General features: G+C 47.5%; 12 protein-coding genes. 6 read left to right on the top strand and 6 right to left on the bottom strand.

Going from position 1 to position 12,503, the window contains the following annotated elements; translation table 11 throughout:
- Window positions 1–9: 9 nt before the first annotated feature.
- Window positions 10–621 carry a DUF938 domain-containing protein gene (locus J3999_RS07750; protein WP_208127334.1) on the top strand — a complete coding sequence of 204 codons (612 nt, stop codon included), beginning with the start codon at window positions 10–12 and terminating at the stop codon, window positions 619–621.
- 153 nt (window positions 622–774) lie between these two features.
- Window positions 775–1,974: a methyl-accepting chemotaxis protein gene (locus tag J3999_RS07745; RefSeq protein ID WP_208127333.1), complete on the top strand. Its 1,200-nt coding sequence runs from the start codon at window positions 775–777 to the stop codon at window positions 1,972–1,974.
- A 298-nt stretch (window positions 1,975–2,272) separates the two neighbouring features.
- Here J3999_RS07745 and J3999_RS07740 read toward each other — a convergent pair whose 3' ends face one another.
- Window positions 2,273–4,594: a diguanylate cyclase gene (locus J3999_RS07740; protein ID WP_208127332.1), complete on the bottom strand. Its 2,322-nt coding sequence runs from the start codon at window positions 4,592–4,594 to the stop codon at window positions 2,273–2,275.
- Window positions 4,595–4,972: 378 nt separating this feature from the next.
- Here J3999_RS07740 and J3999_RS07735 point away from each other — a divergent pair, with 378 nt between their 5' ends.
- Window positions 4,973–5,437 (top strand): CopD family protein, encoded by a 465-nt coding sequence (locus tag J3999_RS07735; RefSeq protein ID WP_208127331.1) that lies wholly within the window; start codon window positions 4,973–4,975, stop codon window positions 5,435–5,437.
- A gap of 157 nt (window positions 5,438–5,594) precedes the next feature.
- Here J3999_RS07735 and nfsB read toward each other — a convergent pair whose 3' ends face one another.
- The gene (gene nfsB / locus J3999_RS07730; RefSeq protein ID WP_208127330.1) at window positions 5,595–6,248 is read right to left on the bottom strand and encodes an oxygen-insensitive NAD(P)H nitroreductase; all 654 of its coding nucleotides are present in this window, start codon (window positions 6,246–6,248) and stop codon (window positions 5,595–5,597) included.
- A gap of 650 nt (window positions 6,249–6,898) precedes the next feature.
- On the opposite strand from nfsB, the gene J3999_RS07725 reads away from it, so the two are divergent.
- Together J3999_RS07725 and J3999_RS07720 are read left to right on the top strand one after the other, a co-directional pair.
- Entirely contained in the window at window positions 6,899–7,231 is a 333-nt protein-coding gene (locus J3999_RS07725; protein ID WP_208127329.1) for a c-type cytochrome, read from the top strand.
- A gap of 13 nt (window positions 7,232–7,244) precedes the next feature.
- A complete protein-coding gene (locus J3999_RS07720; RefSeq protein ID WP_208127328.1) occupies window positions 7,245–8,543 on the top strand; it encodes an FAD/NAD(P)-binding oxidoreductase in 1,299 nt (432 codons plus the stop codon).
- A 92-nt stretch (window positions 8,544–8,635) separates the two neighbouring features.
- Here the strand turns inward: J3999_RS07720 and J3999_RS07715 are convergent, their stop codons facing one another.
- The 3 genes from J3999_RS07715 to J3999_RS07705 form a co-directional block, all read right to left on the bottom strand.
- Entirely contained in the window at window positions 8,636–8,983 is a 348-nt protein-coding gene (locus tag J3999_RS07715; protein WP_208127327.1) for a carboxymuconolactone decarboxylase family protein, read from the bottom strand.
- A 187-nt stretch (window positions 8,984–9,170) separates the two neighbouring features.
- Complete coding sequence (locus tag J3999_RS07710; protein WP_208127326.1) at window positions 9,171–10,139, bottom strand: AEC family transporter; 969 nt, start codon at window positions 10,137–10,139, stop codon at window positions 9,171–9,173.
- Between the two features lie 142 nt (window positions 10,140–10,281).
- Window positions 10,282–11,079, bottom strand: a complete 798-nt coding sequence (locus J3999_RS07705) for a class III extradiol ring-cleavage dioxygenase (RefSeq protein WP_208127325.1) — start codon at window positions 11,077–11,079, stop codon at window positions 10,282–10,284.
- A gap of 196 nt (window positions 11,080–11,275) precedes the next feature.
- Between J3999_RS07705 and J3999_RS07700 the strand changes: the two genes are divergently transcribed.
- Window positions 11,276–11,461, top strand: coding sequence for a hypothetical protein (locus J3999_RS07700; RefSeq protein WP_208127324.1), 186 nt, complete (start codon window positions 11,276–11,278; stop codon window positions 11,459–11,461).
- Between the two features lie 175 nt (window positions 11,462–11,636).
- Here J3999_RS07700 and J3999_RS07695 read toward each other — a convergent pair whose 3' ends face one another.
- Window positions 11,637–12,422 (bottom strand): peptidyl-prolyl cis-trans isomerase, encoded by a 786-nt coding sequence (locus J3999_RS07695; RefSeq protein WP_243755378.1) that lies wholly within the window; start codon window positions 12,420–12,422, stop codon window positions 11,637–11,639.
- Between the last annotated feature and the right edge of the window lie 81 nt (window positions 12,423–12,503).

The following is a 12,503-nucleotide window of genomic DNA, read 5'->3' as shown; positions in this document are numbered from 1 at the left end:
TGGTAACGAATGAACATGCCAGACCCGCGCCAGAAACCCTTCGCCCAATCCAGCGAAGAAAACAAACAGGTTATCCTGCAAGCAATTGGGAAATTACTGCGAGATTGCCATTCGGTACTGGAAATTGCCAGCGGCACGGGACAGCATGCGGTCTATTTTGCCGCTCAGTTGCCGCATCTGAAATGGCAGACCTCCGATCTGATGGAATGTCATGTTGGCATCAACCAATGGCTTGAGGAAGCCGGTCTGCAAAACGTCTCCGCGCCAATCTGTCTCAACGTCTCCGAGGAGCTTCATTGGCCGGACACAACCTTCGATGCGGTTTTTAGTGCCAACAGCTTCCATATTATGGGTCGAAATCATGTCGAGGATTTTTTCAAACATCTTCCCAAGGTATTGAATCCTAATGCAATCGTAATGATTTACGGCCCGTTCAACTATAACGGGGACTATACCAGCGAAAGTAACGCACGCTTTGATCAATGGCTTAAGGAACGCAATCCTGCAAGCGGCATCAAGGATTTCGAATGGTGTAACCGTCTAGCCGAACAATCCGGACTGAAACTGTTGAAGGACATCGAAATGCCGCAAAACAACCGAATTCTGGTATGGCGTAATTAATCGCTAACGGCGCCTGCAAACACCTAAACAGCGTGCAGAATAAACAATTCCCGCTATTTTGTCTCAGACCGACCGCCCCCATCCTAAATTTGGCTTACTTCGTGCTTTGAGACTGTTCAACTCCGACAGTCATAAAAATAGAAGATAGGAATTATGGTCTCGTTTAATTTCAGTCAACCCAGTATTCTACGCAATATGTTCCTCACCTATATCGGTGCGGGGCTTGGCATGGGCGTAGTTTTCCCGCTGTTCGCCAGTCTGTTTGTCAACTTCAAAGAAGGCATGCTGATCTGGTTCGTTATCGCTTGTATTCTGGCCGGGATATCCATCGGTATCTTCAACTACTGGCTTCTTAAAGAGCGCCTGCTTAAACGCATGATGCGCATCGGCGAAGTGGCGAACGCCATCAGTCAAAATGATATTTCCCTGAAATGCAGCCTGAAAAGCCATGACTTTATCGGCGATATGGCCAACAGTTTCAACCTGATGGCCGAGAATCTCAGTCGTATGGTCAACCGCATCAAACAGGTAACCGACGAGCTGAATCAGGCCTCCGAGGGGATGATGACAGTCTCCAAAAACACCCACGAAGGGGTCAATGCGCAGAAATCCGGAACGGAAAAAGTTGCCGAGTCGATTACCAATATGACAGAAATTGCCGCCGAGATGTCGAACAATACACTGGCGGCAACCGCTGCCGCTCAGCAGGCTGAAAAAGCTACCGACTCCGGTTCGCAGGTTGTCAACCAGGCAATCGATTCGATTCAGATTCTGGCTCAGGAAGTGGAGCAAACGGCGACTGTAATCCGTAACCTGAAAACCGACAGCGAAAACGTAACTTCGGTTCTTTCCGTCATCAAAGACATCTCGGAACAGACCAACCTGCTGGCCCTGAATGCGGCCATCGAAGCGGCACGTGCCGGTGAACACGGTCGCGGCTTTGCCGTCGTTGCCGACGAAGTACGTGAACTGGCGGCAAAAACCCAGGCTTCCGCGGTACAGATCGAATCGATTATCGAACAGCTACAGAGCGTCGCCGACGAAGCGGTTCAGGTTATGCAAAACGGGCAGAAACAGGCACTGAACAGCGTTACTCAGGCCAATAACGCCGGAAAAGCGCTTTCTATGATTGCCGAAGCGGTCAAAACCATTACTCAGAAAAATTTGAAAATCGAAGCCTCTGCAGAGCAGCAGAAACAGCAGTCGGAATTTGTTAAGGCCAATATGCTGGAAATTCAACAGGTCAGTCATAATGTTGCCGACGGTGCCGATCATACCGCCGACGCCTGTCAAAAAGTCAGCGCACACGCCGCCGAACTTCAACAACTGGTGCAGCAGTTCAAAACGCACTGATTGTGATCACTTCTCACCTGCCGCTTTTCTGATGGCGGCAGGCATCCTGTCGATTTTACCCTCCAAGTTTCCAACGGCAGTTACAGCCATTACCCTCAGCTCAAACAGCATGCAGAACTCGCTGCCGAATAAGGTGATAAAACGGTTTCGTGCAATACACAAGCATACTCAGTAACTCGGATCGGATCAGCTCATCTACTCATTACCAATCCCACTGTTCAAGACAGCTACGGCTCATAGCCGCACAAAGCGAGAATTTTCGTACGACTCCTATCGCGTGACTGCTCAAGCGCAATAACTATTTGGCAATCACTGTCTGATCCCGCCCCTGCTCCTTGGCGCTGTACACCGCTTCGTCGGCACGCTTAATAATTTCGCTCAGATTTTCGTCCACTCTAAGCTGGGCCACGCCGATACTGGAAGCCAGACGGATTTTCTGTCTGAAATGCACATTATTGACTTCATGGCGGATCCTTTCCGCCAGAAAATAGGCCTGCTCGATGTCGGTATTCGGCGAAATCAGCAGAAACTCTTCACCACCCCAGCGACCGAAGACATCAATCTCCCGAATACTGCTTGTAATCACCTCGGTAAAGGTCTGTAGCACTTCGTCACCCATATCGTGACCGTAGGTATCATTGATCGCTTTAAAGTGGTCCAGATCAAACAGCAGAATGCTTAAGGGGGTATGATAACGTTTTGCACGCGCAATCTCGGAAAGCAGTCGCTTATCAATATATGAACGGTTGTAGACACCGGTCAGATAGTCGGTAGAAGAAAGTTTGTGCAGTATCTGGTTCTTTTCCTGCAAATCCTGCCGCGCTTTGCGCAATTGCAGCGTATAGAAAGCAATCACAGCGATAATTATCAGTAGTGGGATCAACAGACTCAGAAGCGTCTTCCAGTCAAATGAACTCTGGTATTGCACCATCAGATAACGGTTCTGCATTTCACTCAGTTCCTTAGGATTCAACTGCGCCAGCACCTTATCCAGAATTCCCTGCAATTCCGGCCAATCATTGCGGACGCCGATTGAAATCGCTTTACTGAACGGCAATTCCCCGCCGACTTGGAGATTAGCTAAGCCGCTGGTACGGATGTAATGCCCGATAACGGCGACATTATCGACATAACCGTCAACATCGCCTTTGGAAACAGATTTTAAGCCTTCTAACGGCGAATCAACCAGAAGCAGTTGTGCCGCCGGAAAATTCAATTCGATAAACTCCTGAGCCGCATAACCTCTGACCACAGCCAGTTTCATGCTATCCAGGGTTTTAAGGTTGGATAAATAAGGCGTACCGGTTCGAGTCGCGACCACGGTTGGAAAGTTCAGGTAAGGACGGGTAAATTTCAGGTAAGTCTTGCGTTCTTCGGTAATCGTCAGAGCCGAGAGTAAATCCAAGTGCTTATTTTTGATCATATCGATTGTCTGCGCCCAAGTGTATTTCGGGCTAACCTCGAATTTCAGACCGGTTTTATCTTCGATATAGTGGAACAGCTCCGATGAGATCCCGCTGAACTGACCGTTCTCATCGACAAAATCGATCGGAAACCACTCCGGATCGATACCAAGTTTCAATACCGGATGAGCCTTGATCCAGGCTTCTTCCTGCGCAGTAAAGCTCAGCTTGCTGATCTGCGGCTGATAAATGCCTTCGGAAAGATCCCAGTCGTTCTGCACCAGATTGTGTTTATGAAACAGCTTCTTGGTAAATTCAAGCCGCCCGCGATCCATGGTTCCGATCGGAGTGCTGTTGACCGCCATCATCTCTTCGATCGCCTTGGCTTCGAAAATCAGGTGATCCAAAGTTTTGTTTTTCGGCTGGTAAGTGTCAAGAATATACTGGGCGATCTCACGCTTATTCTGCAGAGCGTATTGCCACCCTTTGATGACCGCTTTGCGCATCGCCGCAACTCTTTCCGGATGCTCCTGAAGTTCTTTTCGAGAGGTGAAAAGCATATCTCCGTAGAGATCGATCCCGTAATTCATCGGCTTGATGAGGTTAACCTCAATCCCCTGCTGATAGAGATAATAAGGTTCATTTGTCAGATAGCCGGCATAAACATCCACTTCACCGCGAACCAGAACGCCCGGATCGGTTTTATGATGTAGCCGCTGCAGATTCAGCTCGATGCCTAAATGCTTCGCCATCGCCAGTACCGCAAATCCGTCGGTATCTTTCTGATAGAAAGCGACACTTTTGCCCCCAAGCTGATATGGGCTGTCGATTCCGGAAGATTTGAGTGTAATCAGGGTTTGCGGCGAATGCTGAAAAACCGGCGTCACTATAACCAGAGGATCGCCTTTCGCCTGATAAAGCATCAGAATCGAATCGGCAATCCCGTATTGCGCTTCGCCGCTCAACACTTGTTGAATATTATTTTTCGACAGATCCCTTTCGCGAATTTCGACATCCAGTCCCTGCTCGGCAAAATAGCCTTTTTTCTGCGCAGCATAATAGCCGGCAAACTGGAACTGGTGCAGCCACTTCAACTGCAGTACAACCTTATCAAAACTCTTTGCCGGTTTTTCCTCTGCCATGGCCGTTGTCTGCCACACCAGCGAGAGCAACCCCAAAAAAACAAAAGACAGAATACGTAACATAAGCTTGAACAAAATCAGGAACCTGAGAAACTAACTTAAGAGACGGAATTGGAAAAATCCAACCGTCGCAAGATCTGTATTCATCTGAGACTTAAGACGCCGCGTATCGACAAGGGATTGCACGCTTCATAAAACAGAAAATTCAAACCTAAAATTTTGCTAGGAAATTATACAGCTCACCTAAAAAATTTCTATGAAATCCAATTATTTACTTTGATTTACAGGACGGTTTCGCAATTTATTGCCGAAACCCTGTTGTTATTAAGAGTAAGAAAGTTTTCTGCAGCGGAAAAAAATGCCGTATTTTCGTTTGAGATGATAGATTATGCCAAGAGATAAAATAAATCGATTACTTACGAAATCAGCATCTAAACCAACTTAGGAAGACTTATGAATATAATTGATGTGACTATGATCGCCGTCCATATGCTCGCTGCCGTCGTTTGGGTCGGCGGGATGTTTTTAGCCTATCGCGTACTGCGCCCTGCGGCAATGGAAATTGACCCGCCGTATAGATTAACCCTCTGGCTAGGCGTGTTCAGTCGCTTCTTTAAATGGGTCTGGCTGGCTATTTTTCTGATCGTCATCACCGGTTATTGGGATTGGTCAGCCCGTTTCGCAGCGGAAACATCCACTCTGTATATTGAAATCATGCAATGGCTAGGCTGGTTAATGATCGCCTTTTTCAGCTGGCTGTATTTCAAACCTTTCCAGGCTTTCAAAAAAGCCGTTCAAGAGCAGCGCTTTCCTGATGCCGGAGCGATTATGCAAAAGCAGATGCGTCCGATTATCGCGATCAACCTAACGCTCGGCACGCTGGAAGTCCTCATTGGCGCAAGCGGCATATACTGGTAACACAGGTATACCGATCAGAGAAAGCGGTATTTCCTGCATACTGCTAAAAGCGGGATCAATAAAAAAGCCTGAAGAGTCAGGCTTTTAAAAAGAATCCATAAGATGAGAAGTAGCCGCACGTGTTTAAACGGACACAGGCTGCCACCATCTCGTCTGACTAAATAAAAGTCATAATCTCATCTTCGCTCAGTCTCGACTTTGGCAAGCTAGCGTTAAAATCCTGCTCATCCCGATAACCCAGAGCAATCAGTGCCAGTGCACTGTACCCGCGACTTGGCAGGTCGAATTCCGCATTCAGAATATCAGTATCCACCCCTTCAATCGGAACTGCATCCACGCCCAGTACCCCGGCACCCAATAAAATCGTCCCCATATTCAGATACACCTGCTTTTGCATCCAGCATTGCGTATCCTGCAATTCCAGTCGGTGCATATTGACATAGAATGAACGGACTTTATAGGCGCCGTCTTTCGCGGCTTCATCGGCAAAACGGCCATCTTGTTCTTCGACCGACATCAGATGACGTACATAATCATCATCGATCTGCGTTTTGGCGCAAAGCAGAATCACATGCGATGCATCCAATACCTTGGATTCATTGGCGCCATATTGCCCTTGTGTTCCTTTGGCCAGACGTTGTTTCGCTTCAGCCGAGTCGGCGATGACAAAATGCCATGGCTGAGAATTGACGCTTGAGGGGCTAAAGCGCAATAACTCTTTGATTTGCGCAAAGACTTCATCCGGAATCCGCTTATCGGCATCGAACTTTTTAGTGGCATAACGGGTTTTGGCAACCTCTGCAATATTCATAAAATCACTCCCTTGTTGCATATTCTTTTCTCGATTGAAGGCCATTATCATAATCGACACCATGAGATAGGAGAAGAGAAAAGCACCCGAACAGAAAAGGATTTATGGCGCGCTGAGTATCCGTTTCAACATGCGTTCGCCGGACCGATTGCAGAATCATCCGCGAAAATTCCTGCCTTGATTACTAGCATGGATAGCGCCCCGAAACCATCTATCCCATTCACCTTTTGCTTAACGCAAAGCGACTGATCGGATAAATCTTAAGGTTGCGTTTATTCTGTAGCGCTTAAGATAAGCACTTTAAATTTCGTTTTTGCCAAACATCATCACCCCGTGCAATTCATTTTTTTAATCATTAAATTAATACTTTTTATCTTTTGTAACAGATTCACCGTTATTAAGAGTACTTTTTTATCCATTTCATTTCTCAAATTCGCAAAATCACGCCATAAACACGCTATTACTAATTCTTATAACCTTATATAGAAAATTATTATCATCTAACAAATAGCATAACCGCAAAATACCCTACTACTGCTTATGCATACATATTAATAATTTATATTGCCATCTGCCTGTCACGGTTTAAAACCGGATAGAGCATGGCCGGGTACAAAATACAAACCAAGGATCCACAAAGGAAAACCATTATGTTGAAGAGAATTCCTGCGTTAGCTGCGAGCACTCTGCTCGCCGGTAATCTTTCGCTGCTGCCAAGCCTCGCTGCTGCCGAGCCTGTTCAAGCAATTTCCATGGGTGAAGCCTTTGCCACCACCTGTTTCCAATGCCATGGACCGGAAGGTCAACACACTGGAGGCGCCATTCCGCCTCTGGCCGGATATCCGCGCGATCTGATGCTTCAACAACTGAAGGACTTCAAGTCGGGTAAACGTCCGTCGACCATAATGGATCGCCACGTTAAAGGTTACTCCGATGCTGAACTTGAAGCGATTGCCGACTATCTTGCCACCCTGAAACCGTAACGGAGGAAGCAACATGCAAAAACTACAAAGAAGAACTTTAGTAAAGGCTTTAGCCGCAGCGGGAATTGCCTCTTCAACATTCGGCTTACAAGCCTGTTCAAGCAACGATAAGTCGCAAGCTAACGGTAAACGCGTTCTTATCATCGGCGGCGGTTTCGGTGGATCAACGGTTGCCAAATACATCAAACGTTTCGATTCCTCGACCGAGGTCACCTTGATCGAACCGAAAACCACTTATATAACCTGCCCGGGTTCAAACTGGTATCTGGCTGGTCTGGTCGATATTGATTACCTGACACACGACTATGAAACCTTGAAAACCAAGCACGGTGTCAAAGTTCTTCATCAGATGGCAACCGGTGTTGATGCTGCGGCGAAAACCGTAACCCTGGACAACGGCGAAGTGCTGGAATACGACCGCTTGGTCGTCTCTCCGGGAATCGATTTCATCTATGACGCGATCGAAGGCTACTCTGAAGAAGTGGCTGAAATTTTCCCTCATGCCTGGAAAGCCGGTCCGCAGACCGAGCTGCTTGCCAAACAGATTCAGGAAATGCCGCAAGGCGGTCGTTTTCTGATGGTTGCGCCACCAAACCCATATCGTTGCTCACCGGGCCCTTACGAGCGTGTTTCGATGATTGCCGAATATTTTAAGAAACATAATCCGACCGCAACCATTATGGTGCTTGATCCGAAGACGAAATTCTCCAAACAGGCGCTATTCGGTGAAGGCTGGCGCGATGTTTACGGTCAGATGATTGAATGGTACGGCGCGCAGGACGGTGCAACCGTTACCAAAATTGATGTTGCCAGCAAAACCGTTTACAGCGATTTCGATGAAGTCAGTGCCGATGTGATCAATGTCATTCCAGCGCAAAAAGCTGGAAAAATTGCCTTTACCGCAGGGCTGACAGACGACTCCGGCTGGTGTCCGGTCGATCAGGATACGTTTGAATCGAAAATCCACAAAGACGTTTATGTGGTTGGTGACGCCAGCATTGCCGGAGCCATGCCGAAATCCGGACACTCCGCGTCCAGTCAGGGCAAAATGTGCGCCGCAGCGGTTGTTTCGAGCCTGAACAATCTGCCAATGCCGCCGACCCGTAATGTCAACACCTGCTACAGTCTGGTTGCCGGCGATTACGGCATCAGTGTCGTAGGCGTTTATGAAAACAAAGACGGCCGTCTGAGCGGAATTCCAGGTGCCGGTGGCGTCAGTAAAGCCGGTGCGTCTCATCAAGAGCGAAAAATGGAAGCCGACTACGCCAGAAGCTGGTATCAATCTATTACCAAGGATATCTGGCACAGCTGATCAAGCGATCGCCGAAAATAAAAACCCGCGTCCTCACACGCGGGTTTTTATTTGGATAGCGGATAGATCCGAAACTACCTTATCTTAAATCATTACAGTCCCTGTTCCTGATACTGGCTGAAAGCCTGCATCGCCTCAATACCGTACACTACCGACGGACCGCCCCCCATCAGAATCGCAACCGAAACCGTTTCCGCCACCTCTTTTTCACTGGCGCCGGCCTGCATCGCATCATGCACATGAAATGAAATACAGCCATCACAGCGCACGGTAATTGCAATCCCCAACGCGATCAGTTCTTTAGTTTTCGTATCCAAAGCCCCGGATTTAAGACTTGCCGCATGCAAAGCGCCAAATCCCTGCATCACCTTTGGTGATGCAGCACCCAACTTTTCCATCCAGGTATTTAATTCTTTTAAATGTGCCGGAAAATCCTTCATTCATCTCTCCCATACTTACTTGCCAATAATCATCAGGTAAAACGCTAAGTAGTTGTTAAACCATGCTTTATTGTTAGCGGATAGTAAGCATTGAAGATAATTCAAACTTTTTATGGGGCGGAAATAAAACTAATGATAAATACGTATCGTGTCAAAGAAATCCGCCGCAAAGTGCTTGACCCGGGAATTATGCGAGGCTTGGCGGTTGATGGCCCATTAACAGCAGTATGATTGTCAGACTGAACAGCGACAGAACGGTTGTAAACAGAATCGTTTGCGCCGTAATCAAGGCGTCGCGTTTATAGAATTCGGCAAGCATATAAGGTCCAGTCCCGGTCGGCAGCGCCGCCAGTAAAATTGCCATATAAGCCCATTCGACATCCATCTCGAAAACGCCCAGAACCAGCCAGGCAACAATCAAGGGTTGAACAATTAATTTCAAAAACGTCAGCTGCCAGGCGATCCGACGCACTGCTCGACTGGATTGAGCGCTTCTTTGCATCGCATCGGCCAAAAACAGGCCTAAACTGATCAAAGCAGCCGGACTGGCCGCGGCCCCGAGCAGATCCAAAAAGGTTTCGCCCCCTTGCGGTAAACTCCAGCCGGTCAAAGAAAACAGAAAACCGAAAACCGGGGCAAATACCAACGGATTCTTCAATACCGCGATCAGTGCATGAACAATGCGCACCGGCAAAATCGTATCCGCTTTTAAATCACTCTCGATCAGAACCAAAGCCAGCGCAAACAGAATACAGACCACAATAATGGTCGCAATAATCGTCGGCACTTGGCTGGATGCACCGAAAATCAGAAACAACAACGGGAAACCGACATAGCCGGTATTGGAATAGGCTCCGGCAACACCGTCAATACTGGCACAGGTCAAAGGCGCTCCCTGCCAGCGCCGCCACAGAATAACAGCCAAGAAAACGCCCAGAGTTCCGATCAGATAAGCGATGATAAATTCGACATGCCATAAATTCTGCCAAGAGGTATGGGCCATAATGTCAAACAAAAGAGCCGGCAGAGCCAGCCAAATGACAAAACGGCTTAATTCACTCGCCGAATTCGGGCCTAACAGATTCAGTTTTCGGCTTGCAAAGCCGGCGGCAATTAACGCAAAAACAGGTAATAAAATCGATAAAGTTTGTAACACTGACAGAGAACCGAAAAGCAAGCCGCATTGATTATCCGTTCAAAGCGGTATGGATAGCAAACAAGAAACCTATCCGAGTGAACGCTAAAAGATAAAAACACGATCACTCAGATAAAGTCGGGATGGATTTGAAGAGAATATACTACCAGAGGTACATGCTGGTCTGTTTTCCAAGAATTTCCAGACGATAGGATTTCCTGCACGCACTTTGCGCCGCTCCGTAACAGACATGCAATGGCAACAGATGTTCTTCCCGCGGATGATTATAACGTGCCGCAGGTGACTGCTGTAGCCAATTCACCAGACGCGATCGCCGCTGCTCTTCGTCCAGCGAAACATCACAGCAAGTCTCTTGCAGCCAATCCTCAAAATCCACATTCTGCTGCACTTCAACTGCACTTGGGTGACTAAAGAATGCACGCATATTATGAAACGAAAAACCGGAGCCAAGAATCAGCAAGTCCGGATCGTTCAACGCCGCCAGCGCCTCACCGAGGCGTATATGCTGTTCAGGATCCAGGTTTCTCAACATCGATAGTTCGACACACGGGATATCCGCCTCCGGGTACATTATCTTCAGAGGCACATACAGGCCGTGATCAAAACCACGATCACGATCCTTAACAGCATCAATTCCGCTGTCGGCAAGCGCCTGATAAACCCTGTCGGCCAATTCAGGATCACCCGAACAGGGATATTGAATTTGATAGGCCTCTGGCGGGAACCCTGAATAGTCATAAATCAAACCGGGCTGCTCTCCAGAAATCAGTGTCGGAACCGCTTCTTCCCAGTGAGCACTGATGACCAGAATCGCCTTAGGACGGCGTATTTCAGCACTTATCTGCAACAGCGTCTCGATCATCTCGCGATTATCCTGAGGATCCAGAAGCGGCAATGGGCCGCCGCCATGAGAAATAAAACAGATCTGTGTGGTCGCCATCGTTATTTCCTTGAAAGACATAATCAATTCGATTTTAGCGACATCAAACAACGAAAGAAAGCACTCGTCTTAATACTTATTCACCACACACACTCTTGTCAGACTTTCTTAGAGTTTTAGTCAGTAGTTACCTCTTTTAGAAGCCCTTACCGCCTTGCTAAGATGGCTTGGCACACACCCTAGGAGGAATTCAATAATGCGTAAGTTAGCTTTGATTTTAGGTTCAGCAATGATGTTAAGCCAAACGGCTATGGCCGAAGCGCCGGATGCACGAGGTGGTCTGGATAAAGAACAGAGTAAATATGAACGGGAAATGAAACTCCAGCGCGACAGGCAACACCGTCACTTGCATAAAGAATTGAAATATCGAGAAAAAGAATAATCCTTACCAAACGGCTTGGCGGGTAACTCCGTTCCCTCCCAAGCCGGATTAAAAACTCCCAGACTCTATTCACAGGCTGCATAAATAGTGTTCAAACTGGACTGGAACGGAATCGGAAGCAGACTTAGATTCAATACGCTATCAGCGTAGAAGCCCGCAACCGCAGAACAGTTAATTACTTAACCGTAATGTTCGCTTTTTTTCTTAACGACTCCAGATAGGCAGTGGCACGTTGCTGCCGAAGCAACTGTTTCAGTTGTGCTTTTACCGAATCGAAACTGGGCGCTTTTGCCTCGCGGCTATCTTCAAGCAAAATCACATGATAGCCGAACTGCGTCTGCACCGGCTCTTTCGTATATTGATTTTTATTCATAGCAGTCACAGCTGTACTGAATTCCGCTACCATCTGGTTTGGTGCAAACCACCCCAGCTCTCCGCCTTTTTTGCCCGTCGGACCAACCGACTTGCTTTTCGCCAGCTCGGCAAAATCCGCTCCCTTATCCAGCTCGCGAATCACCGCTTCGGCTTCCGCCTTGCTATTTACAAGAATATGCCGTGCTTTGTATTCTCTCTGAGCAAAGTTGGCGAGCTTTTCTGTGTACAGTTTTTTTAAATCGCTGTCAGTAATTTCCGGGGTATCTACCGCTTTCTCAAGCGCCGCACCAATCAGCAGATTCAACTTGATCATTTCCAGTTTTTTAAGCAATTCAGGGTTTTTATCAAGCCCGTTACTCATCGCATCCTGAAAAATCAATTCACGGTTAATCAACTCATCAATTACCTGCTGACGGTCGATACTGGCGGACTGAGGCTTCTTGTTTTCCTGAACGAACAGTTCATAATCCTGCTCGGTAATATTCTTACCGTTCACCGAGGCAATATCAGCGGCAGTAGCGGCGTTTGCTCCGGCAAATGCCGTCACGGCAAAAAGGGCATAAATAAATGGTCTGCTTTTAAACATATCGATTCCTTTGATTCCAGTCAGCATCCATATCCACATATTTTTATAAATGGAACGATGGATGAACAGGGCTATTATTCA

The organism is Thiomicrorhabdus sp. 6S3-12 (assembly GCF_017571475.1).
Taxonomy (GTDB): Bacteria; Pseudomonadota; Gammaproteobacteria; order Thiomicrospirales; family Thiomicrospiraceae; genus Thiomicrorhabdus.
This window is presented reverse-complemented; position numbering and strand designations above follow the sequence as displayed.